The sequence below is a fragment of the Burkholderia sp. JP2-270 genome, from assembly GCF_003233675.1.
GTDB classification, from domain to species: Bacteria; Pseudomonadota; Gammaproteobacteria; order Burkholderiales; family Burkholderiaceae; genus Burkholderia; species Burkholderia pyrrocinia_C.
Genome location: NZ_CP029824.1, coordinates 1545408 through 1567714 on the forward strand (window position 1 = coordinate 1545408; position 22307 = coordinate 1567714).

A 22307-nucleotide genomic window follows, 5' to 3' on the forward strand; every position below is an offset into this window, starting at 1 on the left:
GGCAGCTTCGTTCTGCCGACAGAAGAGGGAAACGTGGAGTGCATGGCGGACAGGACGGAGTATGGGATGCAGGTAAGACAACTGAAGATCAGCAACTTTCGTGGGATCGGTGCACTCGACTGGAAACCGCAGTCTCCGCTGTGCTGTCTCATCGGCGTGGGCGATACCGGTAAATCCACGGTCCTCGACGCCATCGAGGCAGCCCTGTCCTCACGCTGGCTCACCTTCAGCGAAGTTGATTTCCTCGATGGAGATACGGCGACGCCAATCTGCGTCGAGGTCACGGTCGGAGAATTGTCGAAGGCACTGAAGTCAGACGAGCGCTTTGGCCTATACATCGGCGGCTGGTCGGTAACTGGGACGCTGAACGACGAGCCGGAAGACGGCGATGAACCGGTGCTCACCGTGCGACTAACTGTCGACGCCACGATGGAACCAATATGGGAGCTAGTGCGCGACTCTGCCACCCACCCGCGCACACTCTCGAACAGGGACCGAGCGTTGTTCGGCCTGGTGCGGCTGGCAGGTGACGACGCCCGACACCTGACTTGGGGCCAAGGCTCGGTGCTTGCCAAGCTGACGGGTGATGCCGACGACGCCGCTCGCAACCTTGCCGATGCCTACCGCACGGCGCGCAGCAGCGCGAAGCTCGACAAGGTGACGGCACTTGCGGATGCCGCGAAAGTGGCGCAGGCGCAGGCCTCCTCCCTCGGCGCTTACGTGCAGGATGAGTACGGCCCCGGCCTTGAGCTGCTGCGGGGTGGGTTCTCCACCAGTTCGATCGCACTCCATGACGGCAGCGTCCCCTTGCGGCTCGCGGGCCTAGGAACCCGGCGGCTGGCGACGCTGGCAATTCAGCGTTCCGCCATCACGGAAGGTGCCATCGTCCTAATCGACGAAATCGAACATGGCCTTGAACCGCACCGTGTGATCGGCGCGATTGCACGCCTCAAGGAGGCACAGGCGGCCGCCGCGACGGAGAAGAGGGCGGTGGGACAGCTTCTCATGACCACGCATTCCGATGTCGCTATCGGTGAGATCGAGGCGCGCAACCTCTATGTCGGGCATCGCGACAGGGCCAGCAAGTGCGTCGAATTCCACGCACCTTCGATGCTCTCATCCTTTGCGAAGTTGATGAAGAAAACGCCGCGAGCCCTGTTCGCGCGCCGCATCGTCATATGCGAGGGCGTGACAGAGGTGGGTCTGTTGCTTGGCTTCCGCGATCCTTTCTGCGCAAGCAACAGGGGTGTCCCCGTCGAACAGCGCGGCGTCGCTTTTGCAGATGGCGAAGGAGCGCAAGCCCCGCAACTGGCAATAGCGCTTGCGGCGCTCGGCTACCCCGTCGCCTTGTATCGGGACTCCGACCGTCCGCTGACACCCGACGAGACGCGCGACGTTGTCGCCGCCGGCGTCGTGATTTTCCAGTACGACGGCGCGATGGATACGGAGACGGCGCTGTTCACAGCAGCCAGTGATGCGCAGGTGCAGGCACTGCTAGACTACGCTCGCGCGGAGAAGACCGAAGAATCGGTCGCGGCGACCCTGAAGGGCAGGGACGCCGAGCTGACGCCTGAGATGACGAGCCTTGCCTTCAACACGTGGGAACTGTTTGTTACCGCAGACGGGGCTGCTCTTCGCGCGACTCTGGCGGAAGTCGCGTCAAAGAAAAACTGGTTCAAGGAACTGCATTCGGGGCGCGCCATCGCGCCCATCGCATGGGAGATTGTCGAGCAAGCGCCCGCGTCGGCTTTCTCGAGGTGCGTACGAGCACTGGGGGCTTGGCTCTATGCCTGAGGCCCGCATCTTGGCCGAGCTTCCCGTCGGCTCTCTGATCGCACCGGCGGGCCACGGAAAGACCGAGGCTATCGCGAAGACGGCGGCGCTAGGTATCCGGACGCTTGTCCTCACGCATACACATGCGGGCGTAAACGCGTTGCGCAGCAGGCTGAAGCGTCTCGGCGTACCAGCAGCTGCGGCGAACGTAGACACCATCGACGGATGGTGCATGCGCTATGTGCGCGCCTTCCCCAAGCGCGGCCACCCGCCAGCGGGCATGCCCAGCGGAGCCGAATGGAGCGCGCTTCGGCAGAACGCCCTCAACGTGCTGAAGATCTCGGCGGTCCGCGACGTGGTGCGATCCTCGTATGACCGTATCCTGATTGACGAGTATCAGGACTGCGATCCCGGCCAGCATGCGCTTGCCATCGCGCTCTCCGAGATTGTTCCTACGATCGTATTCGGCGATCCGATGCAGGGCATCTTCGAATTCGCGAACGCCCGGCTGCGCTGGCAGCGCGATGTTTATCCGATCTTCCCGCTCGCGCTCGAACTGGAAGAGCCGCGCCGCTGGCAGAAGAAAAACCCGGCCCTTGGTGCTTGGATCGCCGAGACGCGCCAGCGCCTCATCCGCGGCGAGCGCATCGATCTGGACTCCGGTCCGGTCACGTTTCGGTACACCGACGAAGCCTTCGACATGGGCGCGTTTTTCGAAGGCATCGGGGATCGCGAGGGAACATCCGCTGCGATCCATTGCCGCCGGGGCATGTGTGACAACCTGGCCCGCGCAACGCGAGGCATGTACCAGTCCATCGAGGAGGTTGCTGCTAGGCGGCTGACGAGATTCGCTTCCGACTGGGATGGCAGCGCAGACGCACAACAGCGTCTGGACACCGTCTTGGCCCTGAGCAAAGATTGCTTCCATAAGCGCGAGAAGCAACCCAACGAGGAGTTGTCGCCCGACCAAACGCAGGTCATCGACGAAATGAAGACTGCCGCGCGACAACTGGGAGGCGCTGACTGTGCCGAAGCGGCTCGCGAGTTCATGCGGCTCGCGCGGCGTCACCCGCGCTGGCGGTTATTCCGGGGGGAACTATGGCGCGACGCCGAGCGTGCACTGGGCGAGCTGGCTGCCGATCGAGCGGCTACCCTCGTCGAAGCCGTGCTGAAGATCCGACTGCGTGTGAGTGCTGCGGGCCGCTCTCTGCAGCGACGGACGATCTCGACGCCCCTGCTGCTCAAGGGCCTGGAGTTCGATCACGTGCTGATTCCCGACGCCTCGCACTTCGGCAACGAGGACTACGCGCAGGCGAAGCTCTTCTACGTCGCAATCTCTCGAGCGACGCAGAGCCTGACTATCACAGCACCGGGTCGGTATGTTCAATTTCCACGGCCCGATCTATGAGGGGGATGCTCTTTAGGTGGGTCAATCGGGACACCGCGCGCACGACCTTGATGGCTGCTGTTCGTGCCTCGAAGGCGGGATTCTTGTACGGCGGCGGTGGAAGTCGTCGACAACCCAGAGTCTTCCGCAATGTAACGCTGGCGGTGTGATCGTCTTTACCCGCCCACTGCGATTGCGCAGATGAACAAAAAAGCCAGGAAATACGCTTTCAATGAGATTTCATGCCGGGCTGAAAACGCAGATGACATAGGGAACATACGCGATTGTTTATGAATGAATGGAATTTAATGCTAAATTTGATATAAAGAGCCGATGATTTCCTGATCCAACTGCGCATGCGCGAGGTTGGTGCGTTCCAAACTTGATTGCGAAACATTCCAGACTTTATTGTCACGGGACAGGTGCGGCGCGCGCCATAGCGGCGCGCAGCACCCCGTAGAAAAGCCCTCGTTGCCGAGGGCTTTTCTGTTTTTTGTCCGCCAGGATCGTGCCGCGCTTGCCGGCTCAGCCGACGACGCCGAGCACCCAGCCGAGTGCTGCGCTCGCGATCACGACGGCCCATGGCGGCACGCGCCAGAACACCAGCGCGACGAACGCGACGAGCGCGGCGGCCAGGTCGCGCGGCGCGACGATCGTGTCGGTCCAGACCGGGTGATAGAGCGCGGCGAGCAGCAGCCCGACGACGGCCGCGTTCACGCCCGCGAGCGCGGCCTGCATGCGCGTGCTGCGGCGCAGGCGTTCCCAGAACGGCGCGGTGCCGGCAACGAGCAGGAACGACGGCGCGAAGATCGAGACGAGCGCGATCGTGCCGCCGAGCCAGCCGTTCGGCGCATCGCGCAGCGAAGCGCCGAGGAATGCCGCGAACGTGAACAGCGGCCCCGGCACGGCCTGCGCGAGCCCGTAGCCGGCGAGGAACGCCGAATCGCCGACCCAGCCGGGCGCGACCACGGCCGCCTGCAGCAGCGGCAGCACCACGTGCCCGCCGCCGAACACGAGCGCGCCCGTGCGGAAGAACGCATCGACGACGGCAAGCGTATCGGAGCGGAGCACACGTGCCGCGAACGGCAGCGCGACGAGCAGCGCCGCGAACAGCGCGAGCCACAGCGCGCCGGCGCGGTGCGATACGTGCAGCGGCAACGGCTCGTGGGCGTCGCGCGCCGGCTGCGGCAGCAGGACGAGACCGGCCGCACCGGCCGCGACGATCACCGCAACCTGCGTCCACGCGGCCGGCGCGAGCAGCGCGATGCATGCGGCCGCGGCCATCAGCGTGACGCGGCGCGCATCCGGGCACAGCGTGCGCGCCATGCCCCAGACGGCTTGCGCGATCACCGCGACCGACACGATGCGCAGCCCGTGCAGCGCGCCGGCTTCGATCGGCGCGCCCGTCGCGTGAACGCCGAGCGCGAACAGCATCATCAGCAGCGCCGACGGCAGCGTGAAGCCGAGCCACGCGGCGAACATCCCCGCATAGCCGGCGCGCGCGAGGCCGATCGCCATCCCGACCTGGCTGCTCGCTGGCCCCGGCAGGAACTGGCACAGCCCGACGAGATCCGCATACGTGCGCTCGGTGAGCCAGCGGCGCCGCGTGACGAATTCGGCGCGGAAGTAGCCGAGATGCGCGACCGGGCCGCCGAACGACGTAAGGCCGAGCCGCAGGAATGCGACGAACACGGGCCATGGATGACGGAAAGGGGCGGGGACGGTCGATGTGTTCAAGACAGGGTACGGGATAGGCGGAGCGAGCCGACACGATAGCGCAACGCGGCGACGGCGGGGTGTCGCGTGGCGGCCGTTGCGCGACGTTCAGTGCATATCGCCGGCCAGCCCGCTCGCGCGGCGCAGCGCGTCGATGTCGACGAGTTCGATCTCGCCGACATGCAGCCGCACGACACCGTCGGCCTGCAGCGCCTTCAGCAGCTGGTTGGTGGTCTGCCGCGTCAGCGACAGCATCGACGCCAGCGTTTCCTGCGACAGCCGCACGCGCGTGCGCCCGGCGCTGATGCCGCCGTAGCCTTCGGCGATCATCAGCAGGCGTGCGGCGAGCCGCTGCGCGGCCGGCATCACGCTCATCGATTCGACGGTGAGGAAGCTCAGGCGCAGCTTCTGCGCCATCAGCAGCGCGAACTGCCGCCAGTATTGCGGCGTCGCGTCGAGCATCGCGAGCAGCGCGGCCTGCGGCACGTGCAGCAGCAGCGCGTCGTCGAGCGCGATCGCGTCGTGCGTGCGCGGCTGGCCGTCGAACAGCGCGATTTCGCCGAACCACGTGACGGGCTCGGCGACCGTCAGCAGCGCTTCCTTGCCCTGCGGATCGACCGCACCTATCGTGAGTGAACCGGCCAGTACCGCATACAGCCCGCACGGCGGGTCGCCGCGTCGGAACAGCGCGTGGCCGGCCGGCAGGCGGCGCAGCGCCGCACGGGCGAGCAGGTCCGCGCGCAACGCGGGCGGCAGCGCGGCGAACCACGGGTTCGCCTCGATCTGCGGCACGTAGGGGGCGAGCGACGAAGGCATGGGCACGCGATGTCGGGTAGCTGACAGAGGTTCTCGGGCGTGACGCGCATCATAGCGCTCAACGACCGACCAGGAGACGCGATGAAGACGCTCGAAGACCATCTTTCCCAGTATGCGGCCTACCATCGCGACGCGCGCAACATCGCGACGCATCTGGTCGGCATTCCGATGATCGTGTTCGCGGTCGAGGTGCTGCTGTCGCGGCCGGCGATCGGCATGCTGGCCGGCATCGCGCTGTCGCCGGCGCTGCTGCTCGCCGTCGCGTTCGCGGTGTTCTACCTGCGTCTCGACCTGCGGTTCGGGATCGTGATGACCGTGCTGTTCGCACTCGGCCTGTGGGCCGCGCAGGCGCTCGCGTTGCTGCCGACCGCGCAATGGCTCGGCATCGGCATCGGTGCGTTCGTCGTCGGCTGGATCGTGCAGTTCGTCGGGCACTGGTTCGAAGGGCGCAAGCCCGCATTCGTCGACGATCTGGTCGGCCTGATGGTCGGGCCGCTGTTCGTCGTGGCCGAAGTCGCGTTCTTCGCGGGGCTGCGCGGCGACGTGCGCCGCGAAGTCGAGCGGCGGGCCGGACCCGTGCACGGCGGCGCGCACTCGCATGTCTGACTCGATCCGCTCGCGCGCGAAGTGCGGGCCGCGTAGGGCCGGTTCTGCGCGATCGTTGCGTGGGCGGCGCGCGACGCCACAGGCGGGGCGCAGCGGCTAAGATGCGGGGTGCGTCATACGACGCCTATGCGGAGCAATCGCCATGGTGGATCGCCCTACTCTCGACGCCTACGATGCCCATGCCGCGCAATATGCGCAGGACTGGCTCGACCAGGCCGCGCCCGACGACATGTACGCGCTGCTCGAACAGCATTTCTCGCCGGGGCCGACCGCGGACGTCGGCTGCGGAGCGGGGCGCGACACGGCCTGGCTCGCTTCGCGCGGCTTCGACGTACGCGGTTACGACGCGAGTGCCGCGCTGCTCGACGAGGCGCGGCGGCGCCATCCCGACCTGAGCTTCGAGCTGGCCGCACTACCGGCGCTGGCCGGCGTGCCGTCCGGCGCGTTTCGCAACGTGCTGTGCGAGACGGTCGTCATGCATCTCGAACAGGCGGACGCGGCGGCCGCCGCCGCACGGCTGGCCGATCTCCTGATGCCGGGCGGCACGTTGTACCTGAGCTGGCGGGTGGCCGGAACCGGCGCGCTGCGCGACGAGCGCGGTCGCCTCTATACGCCGCTCGACTCCGCACGGATGCGTGCGGCGCTCGGCGCCGGCATGCACGTGATCGACGAGCACGAGGTTGTCAGCGCGTCGTCCGGCAAACGCGTGCACCGGCTGATCGTGCGCAAGCTGGCCGCCGCCGCGTGAAGGCGGCGCGCGGTCGCGTTCATTCGCGGTTGAGCGCCGCCTCCCAGTTGATGTCGACGCAGAGCACCTGCATGCCGGCCGCGGCGGGCGCGGCGACCGATGCGGTCACGCACAGGTGCGCCTCGTTGATCGACAGGTAGGGCGGTGTCAGATGCACACGGCCCGGCGCGCGCATCGCGTCGATGAAGTACGGGCGGCGCTCCCAGCTCGCACCTTCGGAATGCAGCAGCGGCCGGAAGCGCTTGGCGCGCTGCGACACGCTGCCGCGCGCGAGCACGTTGTCGCCGATCTGGCGCCCCGATGCGTCGAGCAGGAAGCAGCGCGCGGTTTCGGGCAGCCCGAGCACGGCGGCGGCCGCATCGGTGAGCGATTCGCCCGCAGCGAGCTTCCGGCTCGCTTCCTCGAGCGCGGCGACATACGGTGCGAGCCGTTCCGCCTGCGTGCGCTCACGTTGCGCGACGCGCAGCCGCAGCGCGGCCGACAGCGTATCCATGCAGCCCGCCGCAGCCTGCGGTTGTACGGGGTCGACGCTCGGCCCCGCGAAATACTGGCCCTGCACGAAATCGACGTTGCACTCGAGTGCGATCAGTGCGTCGCGCTCGGTCGCGAGGCCGCCCATCAGCACGAGCTGGCCGGATTCGTGCAGCAGCGACACGAGCCCCGGCAGCACGCGTTCGAGATGCGAGTGCTCGCTCGCCTGCGCGAGGATGCCGCGGTCGAGCGTGACGATGTCGGGATGCAGGTGCCACACGCGGTCGATGTTCGAATGCTTCGCACCGAACCCGCCGAGCGCGATCAGGAAGCCGGCCTTGCGCAGCCCGTCGACGATCGCCGCGTAGCGCGGCGTCTCGCCGCCCGCCTGCTCGGGCACCTCGAGCACCACGCGGTGCGGCGGCAGCCCGAGCGCCTTCAGGTTCGCGAGCAGCGCGTCGCCGTAGACGGTGTCCATCAGCGCGGCCGGATGCAGGCTCAGGAAGAGCCATTCGTCGTGACTGTCGAACGCGTGGAAATTGCCGAGATGCAGCGATTCGGCGAGCCGGCCGAGTTCGAGCAGGTCGCCGCGCCGTGCCGCCTGCGTGAACACCTCGTGCGACGCCACCTGGCGGCTTTCCTCGTCGTGCGCGCGCAGCGATGCGTGATAGCCGATCGCGCGGCGGTGCGACACCGAGAAAACGGGCTGGAACACGCTGAACACGGTGTAGCCGCCGTACAGCACGGTGCGCCGGTTCCCGTCGTCGCCGGCGACGGGGCGGGGCGGCTGAAAGCCGGGGGGATCGATTTCGATCATGCTCATGATGTCGGCCGAAGGAAGACTGCCAGTTTACCTAGAGAATAGGTGAGCAAGAAGCATGCACGGCATCGTGCCTCATGCGGCGGCCCGTCGCGGCCGATGGGCGGGATATCGCAGCGCGCATTGCAGGGGCGGGCTGCACCGAGATGGTGCGCGCGGTGGCGGTGCGGTGCCCGAAACGGCGCGCACCGCGCGTCACGCGCGCTCGGACGGATCGGTCTTGCGCGCGGTGCTGCGGATCTCGGGCGCGAGCTGCGCGAAGATCCACGCGGACGCGGCCGTGATGATCCCGACGCAGATGAACGTCGCATGGAACGCCGGCAGCGTGTTGCTCGGCGTCACGGTGCGCAGCATGCCGGTGAACGTTGCGAGCAACGCGCCGGCGACCGTGACGCCGAGGCTCATCGACAGCATCTGCACGAGCGAGAACAGGCTGTTGCCGCTGCTCGCGCCGCCCGTGCCGAGATCCTTCAGCGTCAGCGTGTTCATCGCGGTGAACTGCATCGAGTTGAAGCCGCCGAACAGCGCGAGGTGCACGACCTTCACCCATACGGGCACCGTGTCGCGCATCAGCGCGAAGCTCGCCATCATCACGCCGACCATGATCGTGTTCGCAAGCAGCACCTTGCGGTAGCCGTGCTGCGTGATCAGCCGCGTGATGATCCGCTTCGAGAACATCCCGGCCGCCGCGACCGGCAGCATCATCAGCCCGGCCTCGAACGCCGAGTAGCCGAGGCTCACCTGCAGCAGCAGCGGGATCAGGTACGGCATCGCGCCGCTGCCGATCCGCGCGAACAGGTTGCCGAGCAGCCCGACGCTGAACGTGTGGATCCTGAACAGTTCGAGCGAGAAGATCGGTTGCGGCGCGCGCACCGCGTACAGCCCGTACGCGACGAAGCACGCGAGGCTCAGGATCAGCAGCACGAGCACGGCTGCGTGCTGCATGCCGAGATCGGCGAGCCCGTCGAGCGACAGCGAGATCGCGACCATGCCGATCGTCAGCAGCAGATAGCCCTTCAGGTCGAAGCGGCCGACGGCAGGGTTGCGCGAATCGGGCATCGAATAGAAGGTCGCGATGCAGCCCGCGACGCCGACCGGCACGTTGATCAGGAAGATCCAGTGCCACGACGCGATCTTCACGAGCCAGCCGCCGAGCGTCGGCCCGATCAGCGGCCCGATCAGGCCGGGAATCGCGACGAACGACAGCGCGGACAGGTAGCGTTCGGCCGGGAAGGTGCGAAGCACCGCGAGCCGCCCGACCGGCAGCAGCATCGCGCCGCCGACCCCCTGCACGACGCGGAACGCGACGAGCTGCGTCAGCGTATGCGCGTTCGCGCACAGCAGCGAGCCGAGCGAGAACACCAGGATCGCGCTGAAGAACACGCGCCGCGTGCCGAACGTATCGGCGAGCCAGCCCGACACGGGGATCATCACCGCCATCGTCAGCGAGTACGCGATCACGACCGACTGCATCCGCAGCGGCGATTCGCCGAGGCTCGCGGCCATCGACGGCAGCGCCGTGTTGACGATCGTCGCATCGAGCGTCTGCATGAAGAAGCCCGTCGCAACGAGCCAGAGCATCACGGTGAGGTTTTTTTCGCCGGGAGCGGCGGCGGGCGGGCTTTGGAACATGAAGGCGGGGCGGTGGCGCGGGACAGCCGACATTGTAGGGAAAGCCGCCGTGCCGTGCAGGTTCGGTGCGGAGCGCAGCGCGAAGTCCGGCCGGCGGATGCCCGTCCCCGTCGGTTGACCAGTACAGTTTAGTCGAAAGTGTCTGTAGCCGTATCTATCCGTGTGCTGCCACTGTCCGAAATACTGGAGGCATCGAACCCGTGCGACCAGGAGGCTGCCATGCGCGAACTGCGACTCTACGTGATGGACGGTGACGAGCCGGCCGGACGGTGGCGGATCGTCGATCGCACCGTACTCGAGGTGGCCGAAGGCGACGTCTGGGTGACCGTCGAGGGCCGCCCCGACGACCACTGGCTCGCTGCCGGCGATTCGCTGACGTTGATGTCCGGCATGCGCGTGTGGGTCAGCGCGGGGCCGCACGGCGCGACGTTCGCGTTCGGTCCGCTCGCGGTGCCGGCCGTGCGCGCCGCGCAGGCGTGGTGGCGGCCGCTCGTCGCATGGCGCGACGGCCGTCGTCACGCGGCCGCGTCGCTGCCGACGTAGCGCGCCCGGGGCCGGATCAGCTTGCCGTCCGCATATTGTTCGAGCGCATGCGCGATCCAGCCGGCCGTGCGGCCGGCCGCGAACAGCGTGAACGCCGCGCCGTCCGGCAGCGCGAGCGTGCGCTCCAGCACGGCGAGCGCGAAATCGATCGCCGGCCGCAGGCCCGTCGCCGCTTCGACGCGCGCGGCGAGCGCGCGCGCCATGTGCAGCGCCGGGCGGTCGGGCACTGCCGCGTGCAGTGCGTCGAGCAGCGCCAGCGCGCGCGGATCGCCGTCGGGATAGAGCGGGTGCGCAAAACCGGACAGGGCCGTGCGGCCGCCGTCCGCGCGTTCGTCGTGCGCCAGCCGCAGCGCGAGGTAGCGATCGAGGTCGGCGGCGCGGGCCGCTTCGTCGAGCAGCGTGCCCGCGCGGAACGTCTCGCCGCCGTGACGCGGGCCCGACAGCGCCGCGAGCCCGCCCGCGATCGCGCCGAACAGGTGAGTGCCGGTCGACGCGATGCAGCGCACCGCAAAGGTCGACGGATTCAGCTCGTGATCGGCGCACAGCACGAGCGCGCGGCGCAGCAGGTCGGCTTCGTCGCGCCGTCGCACGCGCCATGCGGCAGCGAGCTGCCGGTGCACGGGCGCGTCGCCCGGCGCGATGCCGGCGAGCGCGGCCGTCGCGACGCGCAGCAGCAGCGCGGCCGAATCGAGCTGCGCGTCGCGCCCCTGCGCCCACAGGCGCGGCAGCGCCGCCGCCGCGGCAGGCAGCAGGACCAGCGTGCGTTCGAGCGGCGCGAGATGCGCCCAGCGGCGCGCCCAGTCGTCCCACTGAGCGGCGTCGAAACCGGTCGATGCGAGCGACGCGGCAGCAAGCCGCGCGGGCGGGCACTCCCAGAGCCTTGCGGCCGTCTGTTCCAGCGTCGCCTCGTCGGCAAGCGCGATCGCATCGGCGCCGCGGTAGCGCAGGCGGCCGTCGGCGATCTGCGTGATCCGCGATTCGAGCACCGGCACGCCCCAGTCGAGCGACCGCTCGGCGACGCCGCCCGCGCGTTTCGCGTCGGCGCGGCGGCGCGCGAGCAGGCGCACCTCGTCCGCGTCGTAGCGGCGGCGCTTGGTCGCGCCGTCCGGCAGCGAGCGCAACAGCCCGCGGCTCACATACGCATAGAGCGTGCTCACGCTGACACCGAGGGTGCCGGCGGCTTCCTGCGCGCTGAGGGATGTCATGCCGGTCGCTCCTGTCGGGGTGCATGAAGTGCGGCCCCGCTACAACTATTCGTTATGTATTGATTCTCGCAATCAAGATTGATCGCGCCTGTCGCGAATTCTAGACTCGATTCCGTCTCCCCTCCGACGCTGACGCGCTCACTTCACCATGACACCCGAACTCGCATTGACACATCTGTGGCAACTCGCGCACGGCGACCGCGACGCGCTGGCCCGCGCGACCGTGACGGGCCGGGACCCGACGCTGCCGTCGACGTTCCATGTCGGCACGCTCGCCGCGGCGACGATCGCGGCCGCCGGGCTCGCGGCTGCCGAATGCCACCGGCTTCGCACGGGCGTCGCGCAATCCGTCGACGTGCCGGTGCGCGACGCGCTCGTCGCGTTCCGCAGCGAACGCTACCTGCGCGTGGACGATGGCCCGCCGCCGGAGTTGCGTCATCCGGTGACGGGCTTCTTCGAGACGCGCGACGGGCGCTGGATCCAGTTGCATGCGAATTTCCCGCATCACCTGCACGGAATCCTCGACGTGCTCGGTTGCGGCGCGCAGCCGACTGACGTCGCCGCGGCGATTCGCACGTGGGACGGCACGGCGCTCGATACCGCGCTGGCCGAGGCCGGCCTGTGCGCGGCATTGATCAGAACACCTGATGAATGGGCGGCGCATGAGCAGGCGCGCGCGATTGCGTCGCTGCCGATGTTCGAGATCGAGCGGATCGGCGACGCGCCGGTCGAGCCGATCGGCCGCGGCGAGGCGCGCCAGCCGCTCGCGGGCGTGCGCGTGCTCGATCTCACGCGCATCATCGCGGGGCCGGTCGCGGGCCGCACGCTGGCATCGCACGGCGCGCAGACGCTGCTCGTCAATGGCCCGCACCTGCCGAACATCGCGCCGCTCGTGATCGACAACGGGCGCGGCAAGCGTTCGACGTGGATCGATCTGCGCGAGGCGGCTGGCGTCGATGCGCTGCACGCGCTCGCACGCGACGCGGATGTGTTCCTGCAGTCGTACCGGCCCGGCGCGCTCGCGGCGCGCGGCTTCGCACCGCAGGCGCTGGCGGAGTTGCGGCCCGGCATCGTGTGCGTGTCGGTGTCCGCATACGGGCACGCGGGGCCGTGGGCGAAGCGGCGCGGCTTCGACAGCCTCGTGCAGTCGGCGAGCGGGATCGCGTGGCAGGAGCAGCAGGCCGCGCGTGCGAACGAACCGCGCCATCTGCCGTGCCAGGCGCTCGATCATGCGACGGGTTATCTCGCGGCGTTCGGCGCGATGATCGCGCTTGCGCGCCGGGCGCGCGAAGGGGGAAGCTGGCACGTGCGGCTGTCGCTCGCGCAGACGGGGCGCTGGCTGCAGTCGTTCGGCGCCGTGCCGGACGGCCTGCGGGCGCCCGATCTCGCGGCTGCCGACGTGCGTGACCGGATCGATCGCATCGCATCGCCGTTCGGCACGATCGATGCCGTGCGGCCGGCCGAGCGGTTGTCGGCGACGCCGCCGTCGTTCGCGCGGCCGCCCGTGCCGCTCGGCACCGACGATGCGTGCTGGCTGTGAGCGCCGGCGGCGTGGCTTGCGTTATTTGCGCAGCTCGACGACGAAGTCGTAGTAGTCGTTGCGGCAGTAGGTATCGGTCAGCTCGATCGCGCGCTGGTCCGACGTGTAGCCGATCCGCGTGATCAGCAGCAGCGCGTCGTGCGGCGCGATGCCCATCTGTTCGGCGATCTCGTCGGTCGCGTTGACTGCGCGGAAATGCTGCAGCGCGCGCACGATCGGCGTGCCGCGCGCTTCGAGATAGCTGTACAGCGAACCGCCGATCGCCTGCGGATCGGGGATCAGCGTCGCGGGGAACGTCGAGTTCTCGACGGCCATCACGATGCCGTCGGCGAGGCGCAGGCGTTTCAGGCGCGTAACCGACGCGGCCGGCGACAGTCCGAGCTGGATCACCTCGTCGCGGTTCGCGGGCTGGATCTCGCGCGCGATCCATTGCGAGCTCGGCTTGAAGCCGCGGCGCTCGAGCATTTCGCTGAAGCTCGACAGCCGCGACAGCGGATCCTCGTAGCGCGGCTGGATGAAGTTGCCCGCGCCCTGCGTGCGTCGGATCAGGCCCTGCTCGACGAGCAGCGCGATCGCCTTGCGTGCGGTGATGCGCGACACGCCGAGCGCATCGGACAGCACGCGCTCGGACGGCAGCGCCTCGCCGGCCGTCCAGCGGTTCTCGTGGATCGCGTCGCCGAGCTTGCGGGCGAGCTGCAGGTAGAGCGGCGTGTCGTTGTCGGGGTCGGGGCGCAGGTCCTGCCAGCGGTCGTCCGTGGGTGACTTCATGGAGTGGGTATCGATCAGATTGCGGCCATTCTAAGTCATCATGCGGCGCCGTTATAGCCGGTTTTTGCCTTGCGATAGGCCGGTGCCGCGCCGATTGACTACACTGATGCGTCGTATTCCATGCTTCGGCCGCGGTGCGCGGCCACGAATCCGCAGCGAGGCGCGCATGACAGACACGATCACCACGGTCGTCCTGCCGAACGGCGAGACGATTCCGAAGCTCGGCCAGGGCACCTGGGAAATGGGCGAGCGGCCGGCCCGCCGCGCGGACGAGATCGCCGCGCTGCGCGAAGGCGTCGAACTCGGGATGACGCTGGTCGACACCGCCGAGATGTATGGCGAAGGCGCGACCGAGGCGCTCGTCGGCGAGGCGCTCGCCGGCCTGCGCGACGACGTGTTTCTCGTCAGCAAGGTCTACCCGCACCATGCGAGCCGGCGCGGCGTCGCCGCCGCGTGCGACGCGAGCCTCAAGCGGTTGCGTACCGATCGGCTCGACCTGTACCTGCTGCACTGGCGCGGCTCGGTGCCGCTCGAGGAGACGGTCGAGGGCTTCGAGGCGCTGCGACGCGCGGGCAAGATCCGTCACTGGGGCGTGAGCAACTTCGATACGGCCGACATGGCCGAGCTCGTCGACGACGCGGGCGGCGACGCGTGCGCGACCAACCAGATCCTCTACAACATCGCGCGGCGCGGCCCGGAATTCGACCTGCTGCCGTGGCTCGCCGAACACCGGATGCCTGCGATGGCGTACAGCCCGGTCGATCACGGACGGTTGCCGAAGCGCTCGCCGCTCGACGAGATCGCCCGGCAGCGCGGCGTGTCGGTGATACGCGTCGCGCTGGCATGGGTGCTCGCGCAGCCGGGCGTATTCGCGATTCCGAAGGCGTCGCGGATCGAACATGTGCGGGACAACCGTGCCGCGCTCGATTTCGTGTTGAGCGATGACGAGCGCGCGCAGCTTGACGCGTACTTCCGTGCGCCGCGCAGCAAGCGCGCGCTCGAGATGCTCTGACGGCACCCGGCCGGGCAACGCTTCCGGTCAGTGGCGGCCTCCGGACGATCCGCCGTTACCGTGACCGCCGCCATTGCCGACACCGTTGGCACCGCCATTGCCGGCGCCACCACTGCCGTTGCCGTTGCCATTGCCGCCGCCGTTGCCGTGACCACCGTTGCCGCCGGCGCCACTGCCGCTACCGCCGCCGTTACCCGTGCCGCCACTGCCGTTGCCACCGCCGTTGCCGTGACCACCGTTGCCGCCGGCGCCGCTGCCGTTACCGCCGCCGTTACCTGTGCCGCCTCCGTTGCCACCGCCGTTGCCGTGACCACCGTTGCCGCCGGCGCCGCTGCCGTTACCGCCGCCGTTACCTGTGCCGCCTCCGTTGCCACCGCCATTGCCGTGGCCACCGTTGCCGCCAGCGCCACTGCCGTTACCGCCACCGTTACCCGCGCCGCCTCCGTTGCCACCGCCATTGCCGTGGCCACCGTTGCCGCCAGCGCCACTGCCGTTACCGCCGCCGTTACCTGTGCCGCCCCCGTTGCCACCGCCATTGCCGTGGCCACCGTTGCCGCCAGCGCCACTGCCGTTACCGCCGCCGTTACCTGTGCCGCCCCCGTTGCCACCGCCATTGCCGTGGCCACCGTTGCCGCCAGCGCCACTGCCGTTACCGCCGCCGTTACCTGTGCCGCCCCCGTTGCCACCGCCATTGCCGTGGCCACCGTTGCCGCCAGCCCCACTGCCATTACCGCCGCCGTTACCTGTGCCGCCTCCGTTGCCACCGCCATTGCCGTGGCCACCGTTGCCGCCAGCGCCACTGCCATTACCGCCGCCGTTACCCGCGCCGCCGCCGCCATTACCGTGACTGCCGTTACCGTTGCCGCCACCGTCGCCATGGCTACCATGTCCGCCATGGCCTCCGCTACCGGAGGTACCGCCACCCGAAGTGCCGCCACCCGAAGTGCCGCCACCCGAAGTGCCGCCACCCGAAGTGCCGCCACCCGAAGTGCCGCCACCCGAAGTGCCGCCACCCGAAGTGCCGCCACCCGAAGTGCCGCCACCCGAAGTGCCGCCACCCGAAGTGCCGCCACCCGAAGTACCGCCACCCGAAGTACCGCCACCCGAAGTACCGCCACCCGAAGTGCCACCACCCGAAGTGCCGCCACCCGAAGTACCGCCACCCGAAGTGCCGCCACCCGAAGTGCCGCCACCCGAAGTGCCGCCACCCGAAGTGCCGCCACCCGAAGTACCGCCACCCGAACCACTGTTACCTGACGCATTGCCTCCGCGGCCCGTGCCACCCGTGCCGCCGGACGTTGCGCCTGTCGCTCCGCCGACACCGGCAGGTCCGACAGCGCCGTTTCCGCTATTTCCGCCGCTCCCACTCCCACTCCCGCCGCCGGGGTTGCCGCCACTGCCGCTCGCACCGGCGCCGTGACCGCCGATGCCACCGCCCGCATAGACGAGCGCAGCGCACGCAGCCGGATTGGCCGCGCACGACGAAGCGTCCTCGACCAGCATCATGACGGGGTCAGCGTTGGCGTTCGCGTCGGGCGCGGAGTCAGGCGCCGCGTTCTGCGCGACTGCATACGAGCAGCAGCACGCAAACGCGGCTGCGGCCATCAAGGTCGCGCGATAGCACCGTCCCGCCGCGCGGAACGGCTGTTTTGTCTTCAGCATCATGGCCTCCCAATGCGCGCGATGCCTCGTCGCCGCGCGGCTATCTACGTGTGGTGCAGGGGGCCAGTAAAGATTCGTTGTCCTTTCGGTGGCCGATTGCCTTCGGGCTGGCGCTTGAAGCCAGCTGCGAACGCGGATCGGCACGCGGGCCCGCCGTGCGGGGCCCTATCTGCGAGATTCGTGCCATCGGCCGCTTACGCTCGTGGCACAAGGCGCGCGCATGCATGCGACGGCGCATGAAACGTCGTTGCGGGAGTTTTGTTTCCGAAATGAAACGTCTGAACGATGCTCAGCGCGCCGGCGCGTCGGCCGCGCGCTGCCAGCGGTGGAACAGGATCGATGCGATCCAGCAGACGAGGAACAGCGCGACGATGCCGTAGCCGATCGAGCCGAAGCGTTCGCCGAGCGCATCGAGCGCGTCGCGCACCGGGCCCGTCAGCGACAGCTTGTCGGCGAGCAGGCCGGCCGCCTCGATCCCGCCGATCGCAAGCGCGACGGCCGCCGACACGAACGTGATGCTCGCGTTGTAGAGCAGCTTGCGCTGCGGATCGTCCATCGCCCAGCCGTACGCATGAATCATCAGCACGTTGTCGGTCGAATCGATCAGCGTCATGCCGGCGGTGAACAAGGCGGGAAACAGCATGACCGTATAGACCGGCAGTCCCTGGCTCGCCTGTGCGGCTGCGATCGCGAGCAGGCCGATTTCGGTTGCAGTATCGAAACCTAACCCGAACAGCACGCCGACCGGATACATGTGCCAGCTCTTCGACACGAACCGGAACAGCGGGCGCAGCAGCCGCGACACGAATCCGGCCGGGCGGTGCACGTGCGGCGCGCCGTGCGCATGCTCCGGCGCGGCTCGATAACGCCGCCACACGTCGCGCAGGATCATCAGGTTCACGCATGCGAGCACGAGCAGGAAGGTGGCCGACACCGCCGTGCCGATCGTGCCGCCGATCTCGCGGAACGCATCGAACCGGTCGCGCAGCGCGAACGCGGTCAGCGCGATGCCGAGCGTCGCGACGATCACGATCGTCGAATGGCCGAGCGAGAAGAACAGCCCGACGCTCACCGGACGCTGGCCGTCCTGCATCAGCTTGCGCGTCGCGACGTCGATCGCCGCGATGTGATCGGCGTCGACCGCATGACGCAGCCCGAGCCCGTACGCGATCGCCGCGGTGCCGAGTAGCAGCGGATGGTTGCGCAGCACCGCGAGCGCCCACAGCCAGACGGCGACGTTCGCGGCGATCAGGCCGGCATAGAGCATCAGCAGACGGCGCAGGGCAGGGGTGGGCGGCGGCATCGGGACGGTTCCATCAGACGAATCGCATGTCATTGTGGCATGCGAAAAAAAACGCGTGACGGGCCGATCAAAAAGCCGCGGGCGGTGCGCATCGGACAAAAAAAGCCCGTCCGGCGGAACCGGACGGGCTCAGCATGATGCGCGGCAGGGCGCAAGCGCCCGGCGCTTACTTCGTCTTCGCGTTGATCACGCCTTCCGATACGTTGGCCGGCGTTTCCGCGTAGTGCTTGAACTCCATCGAGTACGTCGCGCGGCCCTGCGTGGCCGAACGCAGCGACGTCGAATAGCCGAACATCTCCGCGAGCGGCACTTCGGCGCGCACGAGCTTGCCGCCGCCGCCCGCGATGTCCTCCATCCCCTGCACGATGCCGCGCCGGCTCGACAGGTCGCCCATCACGTTGCCCATGAAATCCTCGGGCGTCTCGACCTCGACGGCCATCATCGGCTCGAGCAGCACGGGCTTCGCGCGGCGCATCGCTTCCTTGAACGCCATCGAGCCGGCCATCCGGAACGCGTTTTCGTTCGAATCGACGTCGTGGTACGAACCGAACGTCAGGTGCACCTTCACGTCGACGACCGGGTAGCCCGCGAGCACGCCGCTCTTCAGCGTTTCGGTGATGCCCTTGTCGACGGCCGGGATGAATTCGCGCGGAATCACGCCGCCCTTGATCTCGTCGAGGAACTCGTAGCCCTTGCCAGGGTTCGGCTCGAGCGTGATCACCGCGTGGCCGTACTGGCCGCGGCCGCCCGACTGCTTGACGAACTTGCCCTCGACGTCGGACGCGGTCGTGCGCACCGTCTCGCGATACGCGACCTGCGGCTTGCCGACCGTCGCTTCGACGCCGAATTCGCGCTTCATCCGGTCGACCAGGATTTCGAGGTGGAGCTCGCCCATCCCCGAAATGATCGTCTGGCCGGACTCTTCGTCCGTCTGCACGCGGAACGACGGGTCTTCCTGCGCCAGGCGGTTCAGCGCGAGGCCCATCTTTTCCTGGTCGGCCTTCGTCTTCGGCTCGACGGCCTGCGAGATCACCGGCTCCGGGAATTCCATCTTCTCGAGGATGATCGGCTTGGTCGGATCGCACAGCGTGTCGCCCGTCGTCGCTTCCTTCAGGCCGACGGCCGCCGCGATGTCGCCCGCGCGCACTTCCTTGATTTCCTTGCGTTCGTTCGCATGCATCTGCAGGATCCGGCCGAGCCGTTCCTTCTTGTCCTTCGTCGCGTTGAGCACCGTGTCGCCGGATTCGACGACGCCCGAATACACGCGGAAGAAGATCAACTGGCCGACGAACGGGTCGGTCATGATCTTGAACGCGAGCGACGAGAACGGCTCGTCGTCGCTCGGGTGACGTTCCGCCGGCTTTTCCGGATCGGCGAAGTCGTGGCCGAGGATCGCCGGCACGTCGACCGGCGACGGCAGGTAGTCGATCACCGCATCGAGCATCGCCTGCACGCCCTTGTTCTTGAACGCGCTGCCGCACAGCATCGGCACGATCTCGTTCGCGATCGTGCGCTTGCGCAGCGCGGCCTTGATCTCGTCCTCGGTCAGCGATTCGTGGTCGTGCAGGTACTTCTCGAGCAGTTCCTCGCTCGCTTCCGCCGCGGCCTCGACCATCTTCTCGCGCCATTCGTGCGCAAGCTCGACGAGATTCGCGGGGATCTCCTCGTACGAGAACTTCACGCCCTGGCTTTCGTCGTCCCAGACGATCGCCTTCATCTTCACGAGATCGACGACGCCCTGGAAATGATCTTCCGCGCCGACCGGAATCTGGATCGGCACGGCGACGCCCTTCAGGCGCTCGCCGATCTGCCGCTGCACGCGGAAGAAATCGGCGCCGACGCGGTCCATCTTGTTGACGAACGCGATGCGCGGCACCTTGTACTTGTTCGCCTGGCGCCACACGGTTTCGGACTGCGGCTGCACGCCGCCGACCGAGTCGTAGACCATGCACGCGCCGTCGAGCACGCGCATCGAGCGTTCGACCTCGATCGTGAAGTCGACGTGGCCCGGGGTATCGATGATGTTGATCCGGTGTTCCGGATAGTTGCCGGCCATGCCTTTCCAGAAGGCGGTGGTCGCCGCCGACGTGATCGTGATGCCGCGTTCCTGCTCCTGCTCCATCCAGTCCATCGTGGCCGCGCCGTCGTGCACTTCACCGATCTTGTGGCTCACGCCGGTATAAAACAGGATGCGCTCGGTCGTCGTGGTCTTGCCGGCATCGATGTGAGCGCTGATCCCGATATTGCGATAGCGCTCGATGGGGGTTTTGCGGGGCACGTGAACCTCCTGGTGGTTCGGATCGTAAGCGGGCAGGCTGGGCCGGCCCGGGTTTGGAACAAGCGAGACTTAAAGCATAGCGCTTGCGCGTGGCTTTTGCAGATGCGGCCGGCGCCGGCGGAATCAAGCCGGGCGGCGCGCGGCCGGCGAAAAAAAAGCCGGCGCGCACGGGCGGCCGGCTTCGGTCGGGGTGCGGCGCGAGGCCGCGGACCGCCGTTATTGGGCCTTCGGCAGGCCTTCGAGCTTCATGCCGGGTTTGATGCCCTTCGCGGCGAACCAGCCCTTGCCCATTTCGAGCGCGTAGACGCCGTTGTTGCGCGGGCAGTGGTTGTCGGTCGTCTCTGCCTTCATCTCGTCGATGTCGGTGATCGTGCCGTCCGCGCGGATGAACGCGATCGACAGCGGGATCAGCGTGTTCTTCATCCAGAAGCAGTGCACGGCATTCTCGTTGAACACGAACAGCATGCCTTCGTTCGGCGCAAGCTGCGAACGGTACATCAGCCCCTGTTCGCGGTCGGCGTCGTTCGCGGCGACGGCTGCATCGATCACGTACATGCCGGCGCGCAGCTTCACGTGCGGGAACTCGCTCGGCTGCTTGGCGCCGGGCGGCATCTGGGCGCTGGCGGCCTGCATGCCGAGCGCGAGGACGGCGAGCGCGGCGGGAAACACGGCGGCGCGCGCAAGGCGGCCGAGCGACGAGCGCAGGGAGAATTGCACAGCAAGGCTCCTATCTGGAAAACGAGACCCGCATGGTACGCGATGCGCGCCGGCGGGCACAAAAAAGAAAAGGCAGATCGCCTTGCGGTGATCTGCCTTTCAACGCCGTAAGAACGGCAAGACTGCGTGTTCTTGACTGCGTTATTACAACTTGCTTGCTTAGTTCGAAGCAGCTGCCGGGGCTTCGGCTTCGCTAGCTGCCTTCTTAGCAGCGTGGTGCTTCTTAGCAGCGTGGTGCTTCTTGTGCGTTGCCTTCTTAGCCGGTGCCGAAGCAGCTTCTGCCGGAGCAGCAGCAGCCGGAGCGGCCGGAGCCGAAGCTTGTGCGAAAGCAGCCGTTGCGAAGAGACCAGCGACCAGAGCGGCGATCAGTTTGTTCATGTTGTGTTCCTCAGCTTTAGTTAATTAACCAAATGACCCGGCATTGGAGTCATGACGTCTAACGGTGCCATCCACCTTTCGGTTGACAGACGCTTCGAGAAATTTCTCTTTGCGCTGCGGGCGTCGAATCGTATTCGAAAAAAGACGTCGCTTTCGTGACGCAAACACGTTCGGCTGCCGATACCGGATAGCTCAGGGTGGCATCTGCGTGGTTTAACGCGCGATCTTTGCAGGCGGTTGACGAAAAAGACGACGAAAAAAATCGGGCGTCCCGAATCCGTCATCCGGCGTGCGCGAAACCGTCCCACGGCGCGCGCGGCGGCAGCGTGATTGTTTCGCCTGGTGCAATGCCGAGTGCGAATATATCCAGCGCGCCGATGCCGACGCGCACCAGACGCAACGTCGGGAAGCCGACGGCCGCCGTCATCCGGCGCACCTGCCGATTCTTGCCTTCGGTGATCGCGAGCTCGATCCACGTGGTCGGGATCGCGGCGCGGTAGCGGATCGGCGGGTTGCGCGGCCACAGCGCGTCGGGCGGCTCGATGAATTCGGCGCGGCACGGGCGCGTCACGTAGTCGCCAAGATCGACGCCGCGCGCGAGCGCCTTCAGGTCGGCCGGGCCGGGCGCACCCTCGACCTGCGCCCAGTAGCGCTTGACGAGCTTGTGGCGCGGCTCCGCGATGCGCGCCTGCAGCGCGCCGTCGTCGGTGAGCAGCAGCAAACCCTCGCTGTCCGCGTCGAGCCGGCCGGCCGCATAGACACCGGGCGTTTTTACCCAGTCGCCGAGCGACGGCCGCGTCTCGTGCGCGGAAAACTGGCAAATCGTGCCGAACGGCTTGTTGAGGGCGATCAGGTTCATGGCGGGGCGTCCGCCCGGCGCGCCGCGGGAGGCGGGCAGAGCGGTCTATGGCAAATGGCGGAATCTTAATGCA

Annotated in this window: 19 protein-coding genes; 7 read left to right on the forward strand and 12 right to left on the reverse strand. The window is 67.9% G+C overall.

Going from position 1 to position 22307, the window contains the following annotated elements; translation table 11 throughout:
* The first annotated feature begins 66 nt into the window (after positions 1 to 66).
* On the forward strand, positions 67 to 1794 hold the full coding sequence (locus DM992_RS07370; RefSeq protein WP_111017850.1) for an ATP-binding protein: 1728 nt from the start codon (positions 67 to 69) through the stop codon (positions 1792 to 1794).
* 10 nt (positions 1795 to 1804) lie between these two features.
* Complete coding sequence (locus DM992_RS07375; protein ID WP_196483825.1) at positions 1805 to 3181, forward strand: UvrD-helicase domain-containing protein; 1377 nt, start codon at positions 1805 to 1807, stop codon at positions 3179 to 3181.
* A 504-nt stretch (positions 3182 to 3685) separates the two neighbouring features.
* On the opposite strand, the gene chrA is transcribed toward DM992_RS07375, so the two are convergent.
* The gene (chrA, locus tag DM992_RS07380; protein ID WP_111016276.1) at positions 3686 to 4897 is read right to left on the reverse strand and encodes a chromate efflux transporter; all 1212 of its coding nucleotides are present in this window, start codon (positions 4895 to 4897) and stop codon (positions 3686 to 3688) included.
* A gap of 87 nt (positions 4898 to 4984) precedes the next feature.
* Positions 4985 to 5692, reverse strand: coding sequence for a Crp/Fnr family transcriptional regulator (locus DM992_RS07385; protein WP_111016277.1), 708 nt, complete (start codon positions 5690 to 5692; stop codon positions 4985 to 4987).
* Between the two features lie 81 nt (positions 5693 to 5773).
* On the opposite strand from DM992_RS07385, the gene DM992_RS07390 reads away from it, so the two are divergent.
* Together DM992_RS07390 and DM992_RS07395 are read left to right on the forward strand one after the other, a co-directional pair.
* Entirely contained in the window at positions 5774 to 6298 is a 525-nt protein-coding gene (locus DM992_RS07390) for an Mpo1-like protein (RefSeq protein WP_111016278.1), read from the forward strand.
* Between the two features lie 142 nt (positions 6299 to 6440).
* A complete protein-coding gene (locus DM992_RS07395; RefSeq protein ID WP_111016279.1) occupies positions 6441 to 7046 on the forward strand; it encodes a methyltransferase domain-containing protein in 606 nt (201 codons plus the stop codon).
* A 19-nt stretch (positions 7047 to 7065) separates the two neighbouring features.
* Here DM992_RS07395 and DM992_RS07400 read toward each other — a convergent pair whose 3' ends face one another.
* Together DM992_RS07400 and mdtD are read right to left on the reverse strand one after the other, a co-directional pair.
* Positions 7066 to 8340 carry an EAL domain-containing protein gene (locus DM992_RS07400; protein WP_072442887.1) on the reverse strand — a complete coding sequence of 425 codons (1275 nt, stop codon included), beginning with the start codon at positions 8338 to 8340 and terminating at the stop codon, positions 7066 to 7068.
* Positions 8341 to 8532: 192 nt separating this feature from the next.
* A complete protein-coding gene (mdtD, locus tag DM992_RS07405) occupies positions 8533 to 9969 on the reverse strand; it encodes a multidrug transporter subunit MdtD (RefSeq protein WP_034179410.1) in 1437 nt (478 codons plus the stop codon).
* 219 nt (positions 9970 to 10188) lie between these two features.
* Here mdtD and DM992_RS07415 point away from each other — a divergent pair, with 219 nt between their 5' ends.
* Positions 10189 to 10512 (forward strand): DUF2917 domain-containing protein, encoded by a 324-nt coding sequence (locus DM992_RS07415; RefSeq protein WP_072442888.1) that lies wholly within the window; start codon positions 10189 to 10191, stop codon positions 10510 to 10512.
* Here DM992_RS07415 and DM992_RS07420 read toward each other — a convergent pair.
* Positions 10485 to 11717 (reverse strand): citrate/2-methylcitrate synthase, encoded by a 1233-nt coding sequence (locus DM992_RS07420; RefSeq protein WP_111016280.1) that lies wholly within the window; start codon positions 11715 to 11717, stop codon positions 10485 to 10487. The genes DM992_RS07415 and DM992_RS07420 overlap by 28 nt on opposite strands.
* A 148-nt stretch (positions 11718 to 11865) precedes the next feature.
* Here DM992_RS07420 and DM992_RS07425 point away from each other — a divergent pair, with 148 nt between their 5' ends.
* Positions 11866 to 13257, forward strand: a complete 1392-nt coding sequence (locus DM992_RS07425) for a CoA transferase (protein WP_111016281.1) — start codon at positions 11866 to 11868, stop codon at positions 13255 to 13257.
* Between the two features lie 21 nt (positions 13258 to 13278).
* Here the strand turns inward: DM992_RS07425 and DM992_RS07430 are convergent, their stop codons facing one another.
* Positions 13279 to 14025, reverse strand: coding sequence for a GntR family transcriptional regulator (locus tag DM992_RS07430; RefSeq protein WP_105390077.1), 747 nt, complete (start codon positions 14023 to 14025; stop codon positions 13279 to 13281).
* Between the two features lie 166 nt (positions 14026 to 14191).
* On the opposite strand from DM992_RS07430, the gene DM992_RS07435 reads away from it, so the two are divergent.
* The gene (locus DM992_RS07435; protein ID WP_111016282.1) at positions 14192 to 15037 is read left to right on the forward strand and encodes an aldo/keto reductase; all 846 of its coding nucleotides are present in this window, start codon (positions 14192 to 14194) and stop codon (positions 15035 to 15037) included.
* A 27-nt stretch (positions 15038 to 15064) separates the two neighbouring features.
* On the opposite strand, the gene DM992_RS42635 is transcribed toward DM992_RS07435, so the two are convergent.
* The 6 genes from DM992_RS42635 to DM992_RS07465 all read right to left on the reverse strand — a co-directional run bounded on the left by DM992_RS42635 (position 15065) and on the right by DM992_RS07465 (position 22234).
* A complete protein-coding gene (locus DM992_RS42635) occupies positions 15065 to 16699 on the reverse strand; it encodes a hypothetical protein (RefSeq protein ID WP_111017851.1) in 1635 nt (544 codons plus the stop codon).
* 289 nt (positions 16700 to 16988) lie between these two features.
* Positions 16989 to 18002: a HoxN/HupN/NixA family nickel/cobalt transporter gene (locus tag DM992_RS07445; RefSeq protein WP_111016283.1), complete on the reverse strand. Its 1014-nt coding sequence runs from the start codon at positions 18000 to 18002 to the stop codon at positions 16989 to 16991.
* Between the two features lie 166 nt (positions 18003 to 18168).
* Positions 18169 to 20280, reverse strand: coding sequence for an elongation factor G (fusA, locus tag DM992_RS07450; RefSeq protein ID WP_034178833.1), 2112 nt, complete (start codon positions 20278 to 20280; stop codon positions 18169 to 18171).
* A gap of 216 nt (positions 20281 to 20496) precedes the next feature.
* A complete protein-coding gene (locus tag DM992_RS07455; RefSeq protein ID WP_111016284.1) occupies positions 20497 to 20997 on the reverse strand; it encodes a DUF192 domain-containing protein in 501 nt (166 codons plus the stop codon).
* 159 nt (positions 20998 to 21156) lie between these two features.
* On the reverse strand, positions 21157 to 21375 hold the full coding sequence (locus DM992_RS07460) for a hypothetical protein (protein WP_072444916.1): 219 nt from the start codon (positions 21373 to 21375) through the stop codon (positions 21157 to 21159).
* Positions 21376 to 21655: 280 nt separating this feature from the next.
* Positions 21656 to 22234 (reverse strand): pseudouridine synthase, encoded by a 579-nt coding sequence (locus tag DM992_RS07465; protein ID WP_111016285.1) that lies wholly within the window; start codon positions 22232 to 22234, stop codon positions 21656 to 21658.
* Positions 22235 to 22307 lie beyond the last annotated feature (73 nt).

Bases quoted from the DNA above. Each gene is read 5' to 3' on its own strand.
- DM992_RS07445 (WP_111016283.1), bottom strand. From the start codon at position 18,002: ATGCCGCCGCCCACCCCTGCCCTGCGCCGTCTGCTGATGCTCTATGCC.
- DM992_RS07420 (WP_111016280.1), bottom strand. From the start codon at position 11,717: ATGACATCCCTCAGCGCGCAGGAAGCCGCCGGCACCCTCGGTGTCAGC.
- DM992_RS07395 (WP_111016279.1), top strand. From the start codon at position 6,441: ATGGTGGATCGCCCTACTCTCGACGCCTACGATGCCCATGCCGCGCAA.
- DM992_RS07400 (WP_072442887.1), bottom strand. From the start codon at position 8,340: ATGAGCATGATCGAAATCGATCCCCCCGGCTTTCAGCCGCCCCGCCCC.
- mdtD (WP_034179410.1), bottom strand. From the start codon at position 9,969: ATGTTCCAAAGCCCGCCCGCCGCCGCTCCCGGCGAAAAAAACCTCACC.
- DM992_RS07390 (WP_111016278.1), top strand. From the start codon at position 5,774: ATGAAGACGCTCGAAGACCATCTTTCCCAGTATGCGGCCTACCATCGC.
- DM992_RS07465 (WP_111016285.1), bottom strand. From the start codon at position 22,234: ATGAACCTGATCGCCCTCAACAAGCCGTTCGGCACGATTTGCCAGTTT.
- DM992_RS07430 (WP_105390077.1), bottom strand. From the start codon at position 14,025: ATGAAGTCACCCACGGACGACCGCTGGCAGGACCTGCGCCCCGACCCC.
- DM992_RS07435 (WP_111016282.1), top strand. From the start codon at position 14,192: ATGACAGACACGATCACCACGGTCGTCCTGCCGAACGGCGAGACGATT.
- DM992_RS07425 (WP_111016281.1), top strand. From the start codon at position 11,866: ATGACACCCGAACTCGCATTGACACATCTGTGGCAACTCGCGCACGGC.
- DM992_RS42635 (WP_111017851.1), bottom strand. From the start codon at position 16,699: ATGCTGAAGACAAAACAGCCGTTCCGCGCGGCGGGACGGTGCTATCGC.
- DM992_RS07385 (WP_111016277.1), bottom strand. From the start codon at position 5,692: ATGCCTTCGTCGCTCGCCCCCTACGTGCCGCAGATCGAGGCGAACCCG.
- DM992_RS07370 (WP_111017850.1), top strand. From the start codon at position 67: ATGCAGGTAAGACAACTGAAGATCAGCAACTTTCGTGGGATCGGTGCA.
- DM992_RS07460 (WP_072444916.1), bottom strand. From the start codon at position 21,375: ATGAACAAACTGATCGCCGCTCTGGTCGCTGGTCTCTTCGCAACGGCT.
- DM992_RS07415 (WP_072442888.1), top strand. From the start codon at position 10,189: ATGCGCGAACTGCGACTCTACGTGATGGACGGTGACGAGCCGGCCGGA.